This window comes from Seinonella peptonophila (assembly GCF_900129355.1).
Taxonomy (GTDB): domain Bacteria; phylum Bacillota; class Bacilli; order Thermoactinomycetales; family Thermoactinomycetaceae; genus Seinonella; species Seinonella peptonophila.
In genome coordinates this window covers 80,904-100,359 of record NZ_FQVL01000006.1, presented here as the reverse complement: position 1 = coordinate 100,359, position 19,456 = coordinate 80,904, and the positions used below count along the sequence as shown (strand labels likewise).

General features: G+C 39.2%; 20 protein-coding genes and 1 pseudogene. 17 read left to right on the top strand and 4 right to left on the bottom strand.

Annotated elements, in window-relative coordinates; all coding sequences use genetic code 11:
- Positions 1-282 precede the first annotated feature (282 nt).
- The 6 genes from BUB71_RS11200 to BUB71_RS11175 all read left to right on the top strand — a co-directional run bounded on the left by BUB71_RS11200 (position 283) and on the right by BUB71_RS11175 (position 4,065).
- Positions 283-909: a hypothetical protein gene (locus BUB71_RS11200; protein WP_073154935.1), complete on the top strand. Its 627-nt coding sequence runs from the start codon at positions 283-285 to the stop codon at positions 907-909.
- A 469-nt stretch (positions 910-1,378) separates the two neighbouring features.
- A complete protein-coding gene (locus tag BUB71_RS11195; protein WP_073154934.1) occupies positions 1,379-1,699 on the top strand; it encodes a PadR family transcriptional regulator in 321 nt (106 codons plus the stop codon).
- Complete coding sequence (locus BUB71_RS11190; RefSeq protein ID WP_073154933.1) at positions 1,696-2,253, top strand: HAAS signaling domain-containing protein; 558 nt, start codon at positions 1,696-1,698, stop codon at positions 2,251-2,253. The genes BUB71_RS11195 and BUB71_RS11190 overlap by 4 nt, the downstream gene beginning before the upstream one ends.
- Positions 2,250-2,909 (top strand): DUF4097 family beta strand repeat-containing protein, encoded by a 660-nt coding sequence (locus BUB71_RS11185; protein WP_073154932.1) that lies wholly within the window; start codon positions 2,250-2,252, stop codon positions 2,907-2,909. The genes BUB71_RS11190 and BUB71_RS11185 overlap by 4 nt, the downstream gene beginning before the upstream one ends.
- Before the next feature lie 23 nt (positions 2,910-2,932).
- Positions 2,933-3,445, top strand: a complete 513-nt coding sequence (locus tag BUB71_RS11180; RefSeq protein ID WP_073154931.1) for a hypothetical protein — start codon at positions 2,933-2,935, stop codon at positions 3,443-3,445.
- A 107-nt stretch (positions 3,446-3,552) separates the two neighbouring features.
- Positions 3,553-4,065 (top strand): hypothetical protein, encoded by a 513-nt coding sequence (locus BUB71_RS11175; protein ID WP_073154930.1) that lies wholly within the window; start codon positions 3,553-3,555, stop codon positions 4,063-4,065.
- A gap of 304 nt (positions 4,066-4,369) precedes the next feature.
- Here the strand turns inward: BUB71_RS11175 and BUB71_RS11170 are convergent, their stop codons facing one another.
- Both BUB71_RS11170 and BUB71_RS11165 read right to left on the bottom strand, forming a co-directional pair.
- Positions 4,370-4,804 (bottom strand): SMI1/KNR4 family protein, encoded by a 435-nt coding sequence (locus BUB71_RS11170; protein WP_073154929.1) that lies wholly within the window; start codon positions 4,802-4,804, stop codon positions 4,370-4,372.
- A 27-nt stretch (positions 4,805-4,831) separates the two neighbouring features.
- Complete coding sequence (locus BUB71_RS11165; RefSeq protein WP_073154928.1) at positions 4,832-6,205, bottom strand: HNH endonuclease; 1,374 nt, start codon at positions 6,203-6,205, stop codon at positions 4,832-4,834.
- A gap of 290 nt (positions 6,206-6,495) precedes the next feature.
- Here BUB71_RS11165 and BUB71_RS11160 point away from each other — a divergent pair, with 290 nt between their 5' ends.
- Entirely contained in the window at positions 6,496-7,785 is a 1,290-nt protein-coding gene (locus tag BUB71_RS11160) for an MFS transporter (protein ID WP_175552352.1), read from the top strand.
- A 247-nt stretch (positions 7,786-8,032) separates the two neighbouring features.
- On the opposite strand, the pseudogene BUB71_RS19110 reads toward BUB71_RS11160, so the two are convergent.
- Positions 8,033-8,107: pseudogene (locus tag BUB71_RS19110) on the bottom strand (IS200/IS605 family transposase); the annotation flags it as partial.
- A 176-nt stretch (positions 8,108-8,283) separates the two neighbouring features.
- Positions 8,284-9,009, bottom strand: coding sequence for a FadR/GntR family transcriptional regulator (locus BUB71_RS11155; RefSeq protein ID WP_073154926.1), 726 nt, complete (start codon positions 9,007-9,009; stop codon positions 8,284-8,286).
- Positions 9,010-9,381: 372 nt separating this feature from the next.
- On the opposite strand from BUB71_RS11155, the gene BUB71_RS11150 reads away from it, so the two are divergent.
- The 10 genes from BUB71_RS11150 (at position 9,382) to BUB71_RS11105 (ending at position 19,409) form a co-directional block, all read left to right on the top strand.
- Entirely contained in the window at positions 9,382-10,899 is a 1,518-nt protein-coding gene (locus BUB71_RS11150) for a sugar ABC transporter ATP-binding protein (protein WP_073154925.1), read from the top strand.
- A complete protein-coding gene (locus tag BUB71_RS11145) occupies positions 10,829-11,911 on the top strand; it encodes an ABC transporter permease (RefSeq protein WP_084731461.1) in 1,083 nt (360 codons plus the stop codon). The genes BUB71_RS11150 and BUB71_RS11145 overlap by 71 nt, the downstream gene beginning before the upstream one ends.
- Positions 11,911-12,882 carry an ABC transporter permease gene (locus BUB71_RS11140; RefSeq protein ID WP_073154923.1) on the top strand — a complete coding sequence of 324 codons (972 nt, stop codon included), beginning with the start codon at positions 11,911-11,913 and terminating at the stop codon, positions 12,880-12,882. Before BUB71_RS11145 ends, BUB71_RS11140 begins: the two co-directional genes overlap by 1 nt.
- A gap of 31 nt (positions 12,883-12,913) precedes the next feature.
- A complete protein-coding gene (locus BUB71_RS11135; protein WP_084731459.1) occupies positions 12,914-13,933 on the top strand; it encodes an autoinducer 2 ABC transporter substrate-binding protein in 1,020 nt (339 codons plus the stop codon).
- A 99-nt stretch (positions 13,934-14,032) separates the two neighbouring features.
- Positions 14,033-15,184, top strand: a complete 1,152-nt coding sequence (locus BUB71_RS11130) for a M24 family metallopeptidase (RefSeq protein ID WP_073154922.1) — start codon at positions 14,033-14,035, stop codon at positions 15,182-15,184.
- Between the two features lie 24 nt (positions 15,185-15,208).
- On the top strand, positions 15,209-15,973 hold the full coding sequence (locus tag BUB71_RS11125) for an HpcH/HpaI aldolase family protein (protein ID WP_084731457.1): 765 nt from the start codon (positions 15,209-15,211) through the stop codon (positions 15,971-15,973).
- A gap of 35 nt (positions 15,974-16,008) precedes the next feature.
- On the top strand, positions 16,009-17,331 hold the full coding sequence (locus BUB71_RS11120) for a four-carbon acid sugar kinase family protein (protein WP_073154920.1): 1,323 nt from the start codon (positions 16,009-16,011) through the stop codon (positions 17,329-17,331).
- Positions 17,332-17,369: 38 nt separating this feature from the next.
- The gene (locus BUB71_RS11115; protein WP_073154919.1) at positions 17,370-18,179 is read left to right on the top strand and encodes an SDR family NAD(P)-dependent oxidoreductase; all 810 of its coding nucleotides are present in this window, start codon (positions 17,370-17,372) and stop codon (positions 18,177-18,179) included.
- Between the two features lie 34 nt (positions 18,180-18,213).
- A complete protein-coding gene (locus BUB71_RS11110; protein ID WP_073154918.1) occupies positions 18,214-18,684 on the top strand; it encodes a hypothetical protein in 471 nt (156 codons plus the stop codon).
- Positions 18,684-19,409, top strand: coding sequence for an SDR family NAD(P)-dependent oxidoreductase (locus tag BUB71_RS11105; RefSeq protein WP_073154917.1), 726 nt, complete (start codon positions 18,684-18,686; stop codon positions 19,407-19,409). The genes BUB71_RS11110 and BUB71_RS11105 overlap by 1 nt, the downstream gene beginning before the upstream one ends.
- The last annotated feature ends 47 nt before the right edge of the window (positions 19,410-19,456 follow it).

The following is a 19,456-nucleotide window of genomic DNA, read 5'->3' as shown; positions in this document are numbered from 1 at the left end:
TATCGGGATCTCCAAAAAACTCTTTCGTAGTTCGGATTGGAATGAAACCTTCATTTATGACGATATGACGATGGATTTCCATCAGTTTAAAAAGACTTTGTTTACACGCTGTGTCACTCTTTTTAGAGGAGTGACTTTTTATATGGGCTGTGATCATAATCGATCTATTAGAAGGGGAGGTATCTAAAAGTCCATTCTTCGATTATGGTTTTTCTTCATAATAAAATTTTATGATATAGTATAATAAAAACATGACAAACTAATGGAAAAGTGGTGAAGATTATGTCAGATGGGAAAGTAGATGTAACAAATGCTAGTAAAAATAAGGGTTTAGATCAATTAAAACTAGCACTCGATACTTTAGGTATTATTAGAGCAGGAGAATATGATCAGGTTACCAAAGAAGGTTTGGCAGCGGCTTCCCAATATGTTATAGATAAGTCTTTTTTAGAACGGAGTGCTTCTAGATCATCTGAGTTTGAAATAGCACGATTAAATGCCAATCGAATGTATGAAACGAATCATATTAATGCTGTAGCTGGAAAATATCGTGAGTGGAGAGCAAATGAAGGAGAGCCAGAAGAACCAACTGAAACAATGATCCCAGAAGAGCTCTTTCCAGATTATCAAAATCTATATGATTCATTACTAAGGTCCCAGGTTAGTATTAGAGATGTAGGTGACATATTGGGTCGAAAATATCATTTACGACATCCTGTTCTTTGGGATATAACAGGTAATGTAGAGACCGCTATTAAAGATTTTCATCGTAATAAAATAAATGAACAAACAACAACTCCCTCACATGGTTTGGCAAAATCAGTATTAGAAAAAGGGTTAGATTTTTCTCCCACTAAAGAACCGCCAATTGGACGAGAGAGCGCTGATAAAGGAAGAGAACAGGAATAATAGATTGGGGGAAAGTCGATATATTCGACTTTTTTGTTTATATAAATCAGAAGAGGTAATGCTAAAGCTATTTCATGCAGGTGATCAATTCCCTGATGACAAAGTCCATACCACGAATAGCCTGTTATATTTGCAGAAAATGCTAATTTGAAAGTAAACAGGAATATTTACAGAAAAAGTAATATGGTTGATTTTCATATAAAGGGTTCCCTTCTGAATAATCCTTATTCTGCTACTAATATATTAAAAAGTTTTTGTAAAGTAATTGACCTCCGATACGTCATGAAACGGTCGTTTTTTTTTATCCAATCCATTGATGACATGAAATCAGTTGGAGAGATGCTTTTTTATTGACAATAATAAATAATGGTTTGCATATAACGAAAATTTCTTATATAATCGATTCAAATAACTAGTGAATAATATTCAATAGTGAACATTGTTTAGTTTATAGGGGGACTGATAATTCTTGAATGTTCAGTTCAAAAAGGGCGTACTCGAGTTGTGTGTATTAATTGTAATTGCTGAGAAAGATTACTATGGGTATGAATTGGCTGAAATCATTTCTGAGCAAATTCAAATTGCAGATGGATCTCTCTATCCGCTATTAAGACGGCTAACCTTGCAGAATTACTTAACCACATATCATGCGGTTTCATCGAAAGGCCCATCAAGAAAATATTACAAAATGACAGAAGAAGGAAAGGATTACTTAGATAAATTATTAAATGAATGGAATCAATTTGCAGATACCATTGCTGGATTTGTAAAGAGGAGGAATGATAAGTGAACAAACAAGATTATCTAAATCAGTTGGAATCAGGCTTGCTTAAAATTCCCAAAAAAGCAAGGCAATCCATACTAGATGACTTTGAAGAACATTTTGAGGTCGGAAGAGAAAAAGGAATGAAAGAAGAAGAAGTTGCAAAAAAGCTGGGAGATCCAGCAGTCATATCTAAAGAAATGATCATGGAATATCAGGTTGCTGTAGCTTCACAAAAAAGATCTTTTTTTAGTGTGTTACATGCAGTTATTTTGTCAATCAGATCAGATTTGAATCCCACAGTAAAATTTCTACCCATTTTGGTCATGCTCATTGCCTATTTGTTGCTATGGATATTACCCATTATCTTTATATTTTCCCCAATCACTCTCTTGTCAACAATGCCATTAATCGATCGAACAGATGTTTTGTTTTATATTTTTGTTGCGCTCACCACGTTTAGTTTAGGTTCTTTAGCTGGAAGTGGTCTCTATTTACTAGGCAAAAGACTTATTCATAAGAGTATTCACTTTCTAAATCTCCATTTGAAAGTGAATAAGAAAGGGGTACAACTCCCTTGAAAAAAATAATTTGGGGATCACTCATACTCTTTTTTATTGGTGTGATGGGTATTTTCTTTACTTTACAAGAAACAGGGATCAATGAGTTGCATTTGTTGATGAACAAGCAGGTTCGTTTGAACCCGTCATTTCACACCTTAAACCTTGTTTCCTCTGAAACTGATGTAGTGGTAAAACCAACAAACCAAAAGTTCATTCAGGTTGATTTAAAAGCCAGTAAAGAGAGTCGGAAAAAGTTATTTAAAATAGACGTTGTGCAAAATGGCGGACAGTTAAATCTAATTATAAAGAGAAAAGAACCCTATAAATTTAATGTTGGTGTCTTTTTTTATCGTGAAGTTGTTGAAGTTTATGTTCCTTATGATCAATTTCAATCAATTAAAGTTGCCACTACAACTGCTGATATTCACTTAACTCATGTTATCGCTGGTAATCTGTCGATTAACACAAACTCGGGAGATGTAGCTGTCAAATACAATCAATTTCCTAAAGATTTAAATTTGAGTTTCCAAAGTAGCTCAGGTGAGGCTGATTTAGATTTTAAACGATTTCATCCTTATAAACAGGAAAGAAATCATATTCTTGCCCAATCGGGAACAGGTAAAAATCAACTAATGGTAAGAACTGTAACAGGAGGCTTTCATTTACTTCCATGACAATCAGTCTGTAGGGAAAGGAGATGATTCAAGTAGAGAAGGTAAAGTCTTTTTTAATAGCACCATTTGTCTTAATGAAATGGTCAGTTGTGTTTTACTTCACTCATTGGTTTATTCTCTGTTTGGGATTGATCCCATCATTTGTGCGAGGTTATCAAAAGTACACAGGTAGTCATGATTTTGAATGGATCGTATGGATTGGTAGATTATTATTTCTAATTTGGGTAATCAAAACGGGTATCAAGGAAAAAGAAAAAATAAATTGGGGAGAAATACACTGGCAAGATTTTGCTATAGGACTCCTACATGCTATTTGGTCATATATTTTTATCCAATACATCATTTTTAACTATGTAAATAGATTATTTAGCTTCATAATAACAGAGTCTTCTATGACAATGATTCTTAATACCATTGGTTTGGTAACGATCATTGATGCTTCAGGATTAACGGCAAGTATTTTGTTCTTTTTAAAAAATACAATTGTGATTCCACTCTATCTTATCGCTCTATTGCGGATCATCAAGGTAATATGAAAATCATTGGTGTAGATTGTGAGCAAAGGCTCACTTTTTTTATTTGTAAACTATTTTCGGACAATAAACGCTAGTTGAAATATAATAGAGAAGAGGGGGTTAGAAACATGAGATACTTATTGTTGATCCTGATTGGATTATTGCTGCTATGTGGCTGTGAAGATGAAGAAGAGCGCCTAAAAGCAGAGAGATTGAAAGCTATGCAACTGAAGACAGAGCAATCGATGTTGAAGAAGATGCAGCTAGAAAAAGAGAACAGTTTGCAGGCGCTCCCATGTATTCAATCTGTGAATGAGGAAGTCATTACTTTCTACAGAACAGCATCAAGTCAGATGAAATTACAGAGTGCATTTCCATACCAACAACTTGAGGTTCGGTTAAAACAATGTAAGAGTCCAACAAAGTTTGCTGTAGAAAACTATAAGCGAAAGACGTTGGCCATGTTGCGGTTGGAACCAAATCATGTTGCAATCATCAATGCGAAACAAAAATTCAACGGTCATTCTCCCAACGGTGAGACTGGACAGACATTGGCAAAAGAATTAAACGAACGATTCATTTATTGGGAAAAACATAGTGCTGATGGGAAACATTTACTGGCACAGTTAAAACAGAAATAGAGGATTTGGTGATTGAATGGGGAATCTAGTCCTGAAATGGTTGATCGTTATTAGAATCATCATGTCAATTAACACCACAATCATGCTCCATTCTATGCAGTGTGTAATCTCTTGATGCGTATTAACAATGCCCTTTCTAGATCATAAGAGTCGCACCTAATGATCTAATATTGCTCTTCATCATTCCTATGATACAAAGGAGGGGTTGAATGAGCGAAGTATATTGACATACTCCCCATATATTTTTGTTTGCATTTCAAATTTGTATAATAGCTATTGCTTTAAAAGAGTAAAATTTTGCACTTTAGGGTTGAAGTTTTTCTACCAATTGGGTGAATGAATCACTAACATGTTGGATCGCTTTGGGATCTATCAGTTCAAAATTTTGATCATAAAAGACTATCGATGGGTTATCTTGTTGAAAGTCAAAACAGAAATAGTTGCCAAATGAATCGATTGCAATCGGTACATAGTGACGAGGAAGCTCGTGGTGCTGTTGCAACATTTCCCAATGTATCAGCAAATAGTCATCATCAGACGGATGGAGACTCATTAATTTATCAAATCCCTCATTTTGAGTTCCCACTTGAATCGTTTGATTGATTGGACGTGCCCCATTGTTCTCCTTGATTATGGTCCGATAATCAGCAGGAAAGCGAATTTGCATTCGATGTTCCACTGTTTGGATCAACTCTTCTGTAATCTGAGGATGGTTACTCGATGTTTTATCCCAATTCATGGGTCCATTCCTTTCTAAATCAATTTATTATTTAAATTGTCCAGCACCCCAAATTGCAAAACCACCCGTATGTTTGTTAGAGCCATGGATGTTAGAGCCAACTAGTTGTAACACACCAGGTTCATAATGATGATCCCAGGTGAAATAAGATGGTTTTTGCCCTTTTAAGATTTCGGCTTCTACTTGTTTAAACCTTCTTTGATAATCATCTTTATATTCGGATTTGAGGTAATCCAGAATTTGCTTTCGCAGTCGTGGATCTTTGAGATATTGTGCTCTTAGTTGTTTGTTCATTTCTCCATTATGCGCAGGTCGGTCTTTCAAGTAATCGGCTGGTTGAATGCGACCTTTAAAAATCGGTTTGAATCGAGGGTATCCTCGTTCATCATAAGGAAAGTTTGTTTTTTCATTGGTACCATTTGCATATTTGCCATTAATCATTGTAATCGCTCTTCCACCCCAACTAGGAATGACATAAACCTGACCATCTTTTTTAATAAAGAGAGGCTTTTGCGGCTTCATCCCTTCTTGTAGTAATTGTTTTGCTTGTCTCACATTCTTAGGTGGTTGAAAGGTGGGAGGAAATGGCTGACTGATAATTTGTTCCCTGAAATTCCCCCAATCTTGTTGGAAGATTTGTGCTGCTTGCTGTTGTTCTTGCAAGATTTGTTGATACACTTGGTATATGGTACATTGACAGGTAGTTCGGATCTCGATCAACTGAGGACTAATTCTTGTTTGCGTTACGTTACAGTTACATTGCGGTGGGGGTGGGGTAATGGGAGTTGCAGTTGCCTGCTGTACACCTATCAACTGACAGAAGAAAGTGGACAGTTTAGGGAAATAGGCAGTCGGTTGTGTTGTAATTTTTAGATTTTTTGGGTCAACTGCTTTAATCAGATCATACCATTGGAAGTTCAGGCTGATCTCTTTCCCTATATAATTGGTAAATGAATTTAGGAACTGAGACACTTTGATTCGGTCTTCGATGGGAAGTTTTCTTGCTTCGGTCAGCAACTGTAGAGCTTCTCTCTGAATCTGCATCAATTGTCGCTGTTTCTCTGTAGTTAGAGTTTGCCAAAAGGTAGTTGGACGCTTTTGTAAGTCTTTAGAGAGCTCCATTGGCGTATAAGTAGTCGGAGACAGAATTCCCTTTTCAATTTTCTGCAACAAAGCTTGATCTGCTGGAGTTAACTTTGCCTGAAAATCAGCATCCAGTTGCTTCTTTTTGTATAGGATAGGGACAAATTTTACAAAAAAACTATGCAGATCTTTTCCTGAACGCGGTTCTAACCACTTTTCATTAGGATCATCAAAACAGCCAGTTAATGAACATGTGGCTAGGATGAGGCATAGAAAGAGAGAGAGTAATTTATATTTTCCAAAATATGGGCCTCCCATTCATCATCACCCTTTCGATACCAGATGCTTTTATTGTATCAAATTTTGAATATAAATAATAATTGATAAACATGTAAATAAAATAGAAAGTCATGCTACAATACACATAAATGTTCATTACCCGATACCTGATTGGGATTCGTAGCACTGCTATGAAGCCACCTAGAAGGTCAGACACAAAAGGCCAGAAGTGACCTCGAAGGGAGATAAACACAGAATCGTCGTAACATAATCAACGAAGGAAAGAGATGCAAATAAACAAATTCGTGCTTGGGGCAAAAAATGTTCCCTTGCGTATTCTCTCGGCATTAATGTTGAGAGGATATCCAAATCTCGTTAGGATCGTAGTCATCACCTCAGGGATGGTCATGACAAATATGTATGTCATGACTACTCCGATGACAACAATGTTCCATCTGAAAGGAATAGATGGAACCGGATGGATCGTAGCTGTGTTCTACATCGGCACCATTCCTGGGGCTTTTATGGCACCTGCTCACATCCATCGTCATGGCGGAAAAAGTGTGATGTTAGCATCATTGGCAACGATGGCGATCTGTTCGTTCATCTTGCCTTTCGCGAATATCTGGATCGCTCTAGCGTTTAGATGTCTTCACGGATACGCCTTTGGACTGGCAGTAACCGGTGGAGTCATTATCATCCGAGAAGCGCTCCGTGAAAGTGAGGCGAAACAGAACCTTGCGCTCGCCACACAAGGAACGATCAACTCGATCCTCGGAGGTGTAACAGGTCCCATCGCTTTCATGATTCTGAATGGGATCGCTTCTTCAGCAGGAGAGAATAACACCCACGTATATTTCATATGGGCACTGATGGGGCTCTTCCCAGTCGTTATCGGTATGCTTTTAGTTTGGAAAAAACAAAAGCATATCACGATCGAGAAGCCTGCTGTGACAACATCGCGATTCAGAGCCTGGCTTACACGGACAATGGATCTTCCGTCGTACACAATTGCACTTCTAGGAATTGGAGTGCAAATCACGTACTCCTCCATCACAATGTTTTTACCGACCTACACGTTTGAGCGTGGAGACGGTAACGTGGGTGCTCAAGCAATGATGCTGACAGCAATAATTGCTGCTATCACCGGACCCCTAATGGCGCAAGTCACGAATAACTGGGGGAAAATAGAGTTAGAAATTGTCATTGCTAGGTCGATGTTCGTGCTCGTGATACCTCTGATTGTTATCGGAGGATGGGGGTTATTAATCGCGGCATTCCTCATCCCGATCGGAATCAAGGCGAACCAACTCCCTACAGCACAGTTGGCAAGACAGTCTACGAAGAACAAAGTAGCAGCCACAGCAGCCACAGGAGTATCCATCAATCTAGGTAATTTCATAGGAAATTCCTTGGGCGGCACAATTGGTGAGGCAACAGACTATTCCACTGCTATGTGGTGGACGATGATGCCTTGTGCAGTCTTCTCGACTGTGGTAGCCGTCGTGTACTGGAAAACTTTAGCGATCAAGATCGCTCTTACAAAAGTGATTCTGATACTCTCCCTTTGGTTGGGGAGCCCAAGGCTGTTCTCACATCAAATAAACGAATATTGGTAGAAGGCCCTCTCGTTTTGCCTGTAACCAGGCGCGAGAGGTAGTGTTTATTATCAAAATATTATAAATACAACATCTATTATTATCTGCGTTTTACCAGCGATGGGAAGTAGCAAGTTTCCTTGAATACTCCCTCCACCTACGCTTACGCTAAGAGGTGGGGGATTCTTGGGTAAAGAAACCTCCTGGATTCTAATTTACCAAGAACTTAAACCGCCATTCCAGCGGCAATAAGCCTTATACCTTCTTTTCGTCGATATTTTATAACCAAAACTAAATGGTAACTCAAGCTGAATACTGAATGGTTATTACTATCTAATTTCATATGTATAACAACCTTCCAATTAATTAAGATTGAATATATTATATAAAAATGCAGATAAGTAGACATGTATGAATGAAAATAGTTGTAAATAAAATAAGGGAGGTATGCCTCCCTAGATCTTTCAAAATGATTCCTGGATGATCTGTCTGTTATATACAGGCGATGATCATGTGGCGTTATGCTTGATCTTTTTGGTTTTCTTTTAAAATAGTTTTTAGACGTTCTAATGCAGACTCCATATGTTTTTCCATCGCTTTTGTTGCCTTTTGGGCATCCCCTTCCTTAATTGCTTCAAAAATGGCTAAGTGTCGATCATATGAATATTGGGAATCGCCCGCCGCTGCAATCACTCTTTTAATCCAGAAGTCGAGCAATGATCGCATGCTTGATAAAATATCATGCAAAGCCGTGTTCTGTGAAGCTTTTGCAATTTTCATATGGAATTGAAGATCAGCTTCAGCAAATGTTTCAGTATCAAAACGAGCGTTTTTCATTGTTTCGAGTAATGCACTTAATTCTTCAATCGTTTGCTGGTCTCTTCTTTCAGCAGCCAATTTAACAATAGCAATCTCAATGTAGTGTCGGCATTCTGCAAGGTCTAAGACTCGTTTTTTCCCTAGTAGTAATCCCCATTCAATTGTGCGAGGAAGCAATTCTGATGAGATGCTTTGAAAGTATGTTCCATCTCCTTGTCGTATTTCAAGGATGCCAAGCAAACTAAGAGATTTTAAAGCGTCACGCACAACCGATCTTCCAACCCCTAGGTTTTGAGCTAGTTGCCGTTCGGAAGGGAGTCGATCTCCAGGGTTTACTTTTCCAGACTGTAGATATTCGATAATCTGATTGGTGATCTCCAAAGCGAGAGGTTCTCGTTTTTTTATGTTTAAATTTTCTAAATCCATTATTCTCCTCCTTCGTTTATATTCAAATCCAAAGGTATTTGTATGAATATCAAAACTCCTCACTCTCTAAGAAGTGAAGTGGTCATCTCGTTTGTATAAAAATATGACTTGCTGTTATTCTTCGTGGTTTTCAGTATGTTTATCTGTTTCGTGTTAAAAATGATAGTGTAACGCATGAGACAAGATCGAGCTCATTAGACGAACACAATCGTCATTCAAGGACGTTAATAATCGAGTGTACATCTTATTATACCAATTATACAAAAATAAATGGTCGATTGGTAGACCTTTTCTTTTAAAATTGGTTGACCGGTAAATGAATGTATGGTTTACTATAACTATCTTCCCATAAAAAGTGAGGTGAAGGGTAGATTGTCCATCGAAGAACAACCGATTTGTCGTTTGGATAAGTTGACAAAGACATTTGGTGGGATTCATGCTGTTGATCAAGTTGATTTGGAGGTGTATCGAGGTGAAGTTCATGCATTATTAGGGGAAAATGGTGCAGGAAAAAGTACGTTGATGAAATTGTTGCATGGTTTATATACGCCGGATGGTGGAGAGATTTTGTGGGATGGTCAACCTGTCGAGTTTCGCTCACCTCATGATGCGGAAAAGACAGGGATCGCAATGGTTCCACAAGAATTAGATTTATTCTCTGAGTTGACGATTGCTGAAAATCTGTTTCTGGGTCGCTTACGTCCGCGAACATGGTGGGGAGGATTTGACTGGAAATCATTAAATGAGCAAGCCAAAGAAATGTTTGAATCACTGGGTGTCTCATTTGATGTTTCGATGCAAGTCAAATATCTATCCATCGCAAATCAACAACTCGTACAAATTTGTCGAGCTCTTATGGGGAACGCGCAAGTTGTGATTATGGATGAACCAACCGCCTCTCTTTCAGAGAAAGAAACGGAAAAATTGTTTCAGATCATCGATGATTTGAAGAAACGAAAAGTAGGGGTTATTTATATCTCACATCGATTGGAAGAAATTTTTCAAATTGCAGATCGTGTAACGGTTCTCCGTGATGGAAAACAGGTGACAACGGGAGAAATAAAGGATTTTCATATGGAACAATTGGTTAGTTTGATGGTTGGTCGATCATATTCTCAATTATTTCAACGAAAATCTTCAAAAATAGGAAAAGTACTACTCACTTTAAAGGATTTTAGTTTAGGTACGTCGTTTCAAAAAGTGAATCTGGTTTTACGGGAAGGTGAAATTGTTGGACTTTCTGGATTGGTAGGCGCAGGACGTACAGAGTTAGCACAAGCGATTTTTGGATTGCGGAAATCAACAAATGGGGAAATGTTCATCAATGATTCTCCCATTCTGATTCGATCACCAGAAGAGGCTTTTCAACAGGGAATTGCTTATGTTCCAGAGGAAAGAAGATCACAAGGATTGATTCTACCTTTTACAATCAGCCAAAATATCAATTTATCGAGTTTGCGTAATCTAGCAAAATATGGCCTGAGGCAAACTGAAAAAGAAGAACAGATAGCAGAGAAATTTTCTCGTTTATTTTCAATTCGTGGTGCAACGATCCAAGAACCAGTGAGTCGATTATCAGGAGGGAATCAACAAAAAGTCGTATTTTCGAAAGCGCTTGCACGAGAGCCACAGATCATTTTACTCGATGAGCCAACTAGAGGTGTTGATATTGGCGGGAAATCAGAGATTTATCAATTGATGGATGAGCTTGCTGGTCAGGGAAAAGCAATCTTATTAATTTCCTCTGAACTTCCTGAGATCCTTTCGATGTCGGATCGGATAGTAGTGATGAGAGAAGGCAGAATCACTGGGGAATTTGATGCAAAACATGCGACTGCCGAAAAAATTACGGCTGCTGCTACAGGTGTCGTTTCTACCAGTCATGCTTAATGAAGGGAGTGATGATATGGAAGCGAATTCAAAATCGATCACTGGTAGTTCTACATTTGGTTATCGGAAACCTGTTATTCGTTTTTTACTTCGAGAAGATGTGCCGCCTCTAATCTTTGTATTGATTTTGATGGTAACGCTTTCTTTGTCTACTAATACGTTTTTAACTCTTGAAAATATACAGGCTATTTTTATCCAGATTTCGGTGCTAGGGATTGTAGCTCTCGCTGTGAATCATGTGATTTTAAGTGGCGAGATCGATATTTCTGTCGGTTCGGTCATTGCAATCTGTGCTTTCTTCTATGGTTATATCGCGACCAAGTTTGGAGGAGTATTGCTTCCCTTACTTGCTAGCTTATTGATCGGTGCATTGATCGGAGCTATCAATGGTCTGTTTGTTACAAAAGGTCGAGTCCCATCGTTTATCGTTACATTAGGGACAATGAATATTTTGCGAGGGATTGTTTTATTAACTGCTGGTGATTTAGTTATTAACCTGCCCGATGATTCAAGGATTCTTGGAACAAAAACATTTCTAGGTCTAAATGTTTCTATATTTATATTAATCGCTGCCTTTTTATTTATCGCCTTTTTAAACCGACATACGACATGGGGTCGAGATGTGATGGCAGTGGGCGGAAACAAAAAAGCAGCAGAAATGATTGGTTTACCTGTACATCGGGTCGTGATTGGAACCTTTGTGCTAACAGGTGTTTGTTGTGGACTCGCTGCCGTATTGTTTCTAAGCCAAATTGGTCAATTACAAGCAACAGCAGCGTCTGGATTTGAACTTCAAGTGATTGCCTCTGTGGTCATAGGAGGTACGAGTATCATGGGAGGAAAAGGATCTGTCTATGCACCTTTAATTGGTGCCATACTCATTGGAACCATCACGAATGCGATGACCATTCTGAAAGTGCCAGGAACTTATATTGATTTGGCACTAGGTGCTGTGATTTTAATGGCCATTACGACGGATTTTGTACGCCGAAGGATGGTGACGAATCTATAATGATCTCCCGTTTATCTCAGTTTACTAAAACAACCTTTTCATCCATTACATTTAGTCGGGAAATCGTGTTGCTTCTATTGTTGCTATTGGAGTGTACGATATTTTCCTTTATCTCTCCATATTTCCTATCACTCGGAAATATTTATGATTCGATTCGCTCATTTATCGAAATCGGGATTATTGCTTTAGCTATGACCATGATTATTATGACAGGAGGAATTGATCTTTCTGTAGGATCATTGCTTGCTTTGGTTTCTGTTGTCGTTGGATTCTCCTATTCATTTGGTCTTCCCTTTCCGTTATCTATGTTACTCGGTGTAGTGATTGGAACATTGGCAGGTCTCTTTAATGGGGTGTTTATCGTCTATTTTCGCCTTCATCCCATTGCTGTCACATTAGGGACATATGCCCTGTTTCGTGGCATTGGATATGCAATTTCAAATGCAAATGCTGTTTCTGTGTTTCCAGGATGGTTTGCCTTCATTGGTCAATCATATTTCTTTGGTATCCCAACCCAGATTTATATCTTTCTGTTGATTTCAATCGGCTTCTATCTCTATCTAGCGAAAACTCGCTTTGGAACCTACATTTCTGCGATTGGGATCAATGAAGAGGCCGCAAAATTCTCAGGTGTTCCCATAAACAATGTAAAACTCATCGTATATACTTTGGCTGGATTTTTAGTCTCATTGTCAAGCATTATCTACACGTCTCGATTTTCCACTGCTAGAGCAAATGCGGGAATCGAATTTGAACTAATCGCGATTGCTGCCGTTGTTTTAGGTGGAGCCAGTATTAAAGGAGGTAAGGGCTCCGTTCTTGGAACGATTCTTGGGCTGCTCATTCTTGCTTTTTTAAAAGCTGGTTTGATTTTGGTAGGTGTTCGAAACGACTGGGGGCTTGTTGCGAACGGAATCGTATTAATTATTGGTGTCTTTATCAACGAATATTTCCGAAACGATGAAGAATAACTTTGCAGAAAAAGGACAGGGGGCATAATCGATGAACAATTGGTTTAAAAGAATCGGATTCCTTTTCATTGTTGCTTGTTTTGTTTGGACAACAGCTGCTTGTAGTATGACTTCAGATACAACCAAAAAAGAACAAAAAGGTCCATATCAAATTGGCATGTTACCCAAATTCACAAGTGATCCATATTTTAAAGCAGTCAATGAAGGTGCGCAAACAGCAGCCAAAGAGCTTGGTGTAAATCTTGATTTTAATGGCCCTGTAAACGCGGACGTATCACAACAAGCAGATATTATCAATCGATGGACCCAAAAACAATATGATGCGATTACTGTCTCAGCAAATGATCAAGATGCTTTGATTCCTGCTCTGCAAGATGCTAAGAAAAAGGGAATTAAAACCTCCACTTTTGATGCCGATGTAAAGAAAGATGGTCGTGATGTCTTCCTTATGCCTGTCACTTTCGAAGATATGGGAAAAACCATGGTCGATATGATGGCCAAACAAACGGGAGGAAAAGGGAATTTTCTAGTCGTGACCGCTGTATTAACAGCGCCAAATCAAAATGCATGGATTGAAGAAATGAAAAAATATATGAAAGAAAAATACCCAGATATGAAAATTGCTGCTATTTTACCTGGCAATGAAGATTTAGCACAAAGCAGAAACGTCGCATTGAACTATTTACGTAGTCATCCAGATACAGCAGGCGTATTTTGTGTGACAGGTATTGCAACTCCTGGAGTGGCAGAGGCAGTTGAGCAACTCGGTCTAAAAGGAAAAGTCGTTGTTACAGGCTTAGGTGTTCCAAATCTAGTGAGGAAGTATATCAAAAGCGGAACCATTAAAGAAGTTTGTCTTTGGGACCCAAAAAATTTAGGGTATGCCACGATTCAATTAGTAAAAGCGCAATTAGATGGAAAGTTAGATTCTAAATCGGGATACTTCCAAGCTGGAAAACTAGGGAAACTAAAATTTGTTGATGATAGCATTCTCTTGTTAGGACCTCCGACTGTCTTTAATAAAGATAATATCGATCAGTTTAATTTCTAACGTTAATGATTGTATTCAACTACTACAACAGACAGCAATTATAAAGCTGTTTTGAATTGTAATTGCTGTCGACTTATTTTCATGGTGGGAGGAGAATGAATGAATATTCCATTTGATCAACAGAAGCTTGATCGATTAATGGACCAACAGAACATTGATCTCATTTTAGCAACTTCAAGACACAATGTTCGGTATTTGCTAGGAGGATATGAATTTTTCTTTTTTGCAAATGGGGATGCCATTGGGTTAGGAAATTATCTACCCGTTGTCGGATATCGGAAAGATCAATTGGAACAAGCCTTTTATATTGGTGCGTCAAATGAGTTTTGGCAGCAATACGTTACCCCTGTATGGATGACAAATGTATCTCATGTATCATGGTCGAGTCAAGATACTGTTCACGAAGTGGTCAATTATATTCGTAGATTTGGCTTGGATCGAGCGACAATAGCGATTGAATCAGCATTTTTACCCGCAGATGCTTGGCAGATCATGAACCGTGAACTACCTTCTGTCAAATGGTTGGATGCTACTTTACTATTAGAAGAATTACGAGCAGTTAAAAGTGAACAAGAGCTTGCTTATATACAAGCGGCATCGGAAGTCATTGTTCAGTCGTTTCTACACACATTCCAACAAGGTCGAAAAGAGATGACAGAGTTCGATCTAGTTGAACATGTTCGAAGATACCAAACCAATCAAGGGTTAAAGTTTGACTATTGCTTAATTACAACTGGAAATCGTTTAGAGAGAGCGCCGTCTGGTCGGTACTGGAGAAAAGGAGAAATGATTTCATTAGATTCTGCTGGTTATAAAAATGGATACCTGGGAGATATGGCGCGCATGGGTGTATATGGTGAGCCAAGTGCACAAATGAAAGAGTTGTTGGATGAAGTAGAGACTGTACAACAGGCAGCCAGGACACCAATCAGTGCGGGGAAAATCGGATCAGAGATCTATCAAGCTGCTGAAGATGCAATGAGAAAATGTCCAAGCTTTAATCAGATGCAATTTGTTGCCCATGGCATGGGGTTAATTCCACACGAAGCGCCTCGATTAACTAGCAGTGGACCGATTCCTTACCCTGGAACGCATCGAGACAGACCGCTTGAAGCGGGAATGGTGTTGTCCCTTGAAACTCATATTCATTCTGAGATTGGTTTTGTCAAATTGGAAGATACCATTGTTGTTACAGATAAAGGATGGGAAGCATATGCAGACTTTGGTCGAGGTTGGAATCAAGTTGAGTAGTTTGTTATACAACGGGGTGATGAAATGATGACTGGTAATGTTCGAGCACGGCTTGGCTTAGGGGAAACATTATATGGATTGCTTGTTAAAATGCCTTCTCAGGCAATCATCGAAATGTGTGCAAAAGCAGGATTTGATTTAACTGTCATTGACTGTGAACATGGGGCTGGAGAAACAAATGAATTAGAACATCACATTCGGGCCGCAGAGAGCTTTGGAATTCCAGCATTTGTACGCATCGGATCGCATTCTTCGATTGAAACATTGCGCGCTTTAGACGCAGGTGCATCAGGGATCATTGTTCCTCATGTGGTTTCGAAAGAAGATGCAGTCAAAGCTGTTCAATCGGTTTACTATCCTCCTGTTGGAAAGAGAGGTCTTGCGACAAGTACACGAGCTGGCGGACATACCTTAGTCGATATTCAGGAACACATAAAAGGTGCCGAACAAAACATCACAGTCATTCTGCAAATTGAAGATGGTGAAGCTATATCTGTTCTCAACGAGATTTCAAATGTGAACCATGTTCATATGCTTTTTATTGGGATCAATGATTTATCTCTATCTTTAGGTTATCCTGGTCAATCTGATCACCCTGTTGTGTTAAGCGCAGTAGAGAAAATTATTGCGACAATTAAGCAATCTGATCATTTGTTATTAGGTGCAATTGCACAAAATGAACAAGAAGCTAGATTTTGGAAAGAAAAGGGCGCAAAAATGATTTTATTTCCATCTACTTATTTGTTTGCGCAGAAACTACTACAACTAGTCGATGTATTAAAATCTTAGATTGTCTCACAATATCTGTTTAATGAGGGATATCGATGAATGTTCAATCTGAACTTGATCAGTTGATAGAAAGAGACCAACGTGTTGTTCTCATACTGGATGATGATCCAACAGGAAGCCAAACCGCCTCAGATGTAGAAATCATTTTAGATCCTTCTACTAAAAATCTTTCAGCTTTCTTTGCTTCAGATAAAAAAGCAGTGTACGTTTTAACGAATACCAGAGCGATTCCTGAAGAGCAAGCAGTCTCTCTCATTAAGAAAATAGTGAATCAAAGTGAAGAGATAGCAGCCAAATATGGAAAAAAAATTGCCTTTATTCAAAGGGGCGATTCTACACTGCGGGGACATGTATTTCCTGAATTGGATGCCATGAATAAACAAGAAGCGATCACATTATTTGTCCCTGCCTTTCCTGAAGGAGGGCGTGTGACTGTGGGTGGCATCCATTATATTGAGCAGGCTGGGAAACGGATTCCTGTCAACAGCACTGAGTTTGCCAGAGATCCTGTATTTCATTTTCGCAGTCGCGAATTGAAAGAGTGGGTAGATGAAGTTGGTAACAGAGAAGGAGTATTGATCTTACTCGATGAGTTAAGAAAGGCTGGACCTCAAGCCGTAATGAAAACCTTGTTGGAATCACCGACAGGAAGCGTGGTTATTCCAGATGCAGAGACAGTCGAGGATATCCAGGCGATTGTAGCCGGAACGTTATTAGCAGAGGAACAAGGGTTGCAAGTGAATATCCGATCGGCTGCCACTTTTGCTTCCATTCGCTGTGGATTAAAAGCGAAGAAGCTCTCACCATCCCCAGATCAAGCATTTCAAAAAGTACTTGTCGTATGTGGCTCTCACACAGAATTGAGCAGTGTACAATTAGCTAATTTAGAGAAAGAGATTCATTCTACCATTATTGTTAGTACAGAGGATGCCATTCGGGGATCAAGAGAAATCATTGATCGTTATGTAACGATGTGTCAGGATCGATTCCAACAAACGAAAGTGATTGCACTCGCAACTGAGCGAAAACGCCTGCCAAAATATCATGACCTTTCCTCCGCAGAGAAAATTATGGACACGATGATTTCTATTGTACGAGAACTAACTGATGAATTTGATGGATTGGTGGTAAAAGGTGGAATCACTTCAGCCGAAATGGCTAGAAAAAGTTTAGGTGTGGAAAGCGCTTATGTGTTAGGACAAATTGAAGCAGGTGTTTCATTATGGGAGTTATCACGGAAAGGGAGGCAGATCCCATATGTGGTGGTTCCGGGTAACATTGGAGATGCCTTTACATTAACTCGTGCCGTTTATTTTATAGGAAATCATAGTGTAAAAGCACCAACGGATACATTTTAGCATGGTTATTTTATCGAATTGAAGGGGGTTATGATCGAATGCCAGAATTTGATGAAGTTTTTTCAGGAGTGGATGGAAAGGGGATTTTCTCAAGATATTCGCTTGCTGGTAGAGTTTCCTTGGTGACTGGTGGAGGTCAGGGGATTGGTCGTGCATTTGCCCATGCTTTAGGAGAAGCAGGATCCAAAGTAGCGATTATTGATATGTCTAAAGAAAGAGCGGAGCACGTAGTCTCGGAATTGCATGAGAAAAAGATTGAAGCGATCCCGTTAACGGTCGATGTGCGTGATGAAGTGCAAATAAAAGAGATGATCGTAAAAATTATCGACCATTGGGGAAAATTGGACATTGCATTTAATAACGCGGGGATTAATAAGAATGCTGCGGCAGAGGAAACAAAACTGAAAGATTGGGATGCCACTTTTTCAGTAAATCTTCGCGGAATGTTTTTATGTTGTCAGGCAGAAGGAAGAGTGATGCTGCAAGCAGGTTATGGAAAAATCATCAATACCGCTTCAATGTCCAGTATCATCGTTCCACATCCTCAAAAACAGGCAGCATACAATACATCCAAAGCAGGAGTTGTCCAGCTCACCAAAAGTTTAGCTGCCGAGTGGGCGGATCGTGGAGTGCGCGTAAATTGTCTTTCTCCTGGTATCATCCATACAGACCTGCTAGAGACAGAAGAATTAAAACCTCTTACAGCTCAATGGATTCATGACATTCCCATGCATCGGCTTGGTGAAGTAACTGATTTGCAAGGGGCAGCCGTTTTTCTAGCTTCTTCAGTCTCGGATTATATGACAGGTCATAATCTAATCATCGATGGTGGGCAAACTCTCTGGTAAATGGTTACATCATGACTCGGAAGGGTGAGTGATTATGGTGCAGGATGACAGGTTGATTGATCTATTTGATAATAATATGGAATTTATACAAAAACTAAAAAACAATCCCCTTTTAGTCAAGAGTCATACCATATTGTGGAGATTGGAAAGTGGTATCTCGAAGCCTTTTGAAACTTATGTTCTAGATGGATCAACTAGAATCATTGCTTATTTAAAAGAAGTTTTTATGAACAAGGATCAATATCAGGGTGTTCTTACCACCATCGTTTGGGCTGATAAACCTAAGGATGTATGGGAACAAGCAGCTATGGAAGGATGTTGGGAAGCAGCGAGAGGAATTGTCCAAGCGATCACTATGGAATATGGAGCAGTAGATATTCGTTTAAATCTGATTCGTGTAGCGGAAGATGGCCATAAAGAACTTATCGAGACACTCGAATACTTACAGAGTGAACAGGCTGCTTTTGTAGCTGGATCTTCCATCGATCTAAAGGAGGATTTTTGATGAGAGCACTCGTTACAGGAGCTGGTGGCGCGATTGGAATGGGGATTGTACATTTACTTTTGAAACGTGGATATGATGTCATTGCCCAAGATGTCCGAACGAGTCAGCTTGAAGAAACATTTGCAACTGAGATCACAACGGTGCCGGGTGATCTGATGAAGGAAGAAGATCGAAAACGAATAGCCCAAACGATTGGATCTGATTCGCTTGATTGCGTGATTGCTGCGCATGGAATTGATGGTTCTGGTTCACTAAAAGAAGTAGATGCTGATTTTTTAAATCGCGTTCTCTCGATTAATGCTGTCACAATTCCCCTATTATTTGAACTCACACTGCCTGCATTGAAGAAATCGAAAGGTGTTTTTGTGGTTCTCGCTTCCCAAGCAGGATTAGTTGCAGAGCCAAATAATGTCGCTTATTGTGCTGCAAAGTTTGCAGTAGTTGGCTGGGTGAAATCCATGGCACAGTCGATGGCAAGGGAAGGAGTGGTTATCAGAGCCGCTTGTCCAGGCTGTACAAAAACCCCTCTGCTATATGCGGCTCAAGAGCGATTTGCCGCTGCTGAAGGTGTGCATGTAGAAGAATTTTTGAAAAAACGACTCTCGAAAATTCCTGTCGGCAAATTCGCAGAGATTGAACAGACCGCTTCTTCTGTTGTATTTTTGACAGAACGTGGTGCAAAACCAACGATATTTGCTGCGACAGGTGGAGAAGTTCTCTATTAATATTTGATTTTAAGAGGTTGTTCAGAAGCTGGACAACCTCTTTTGTA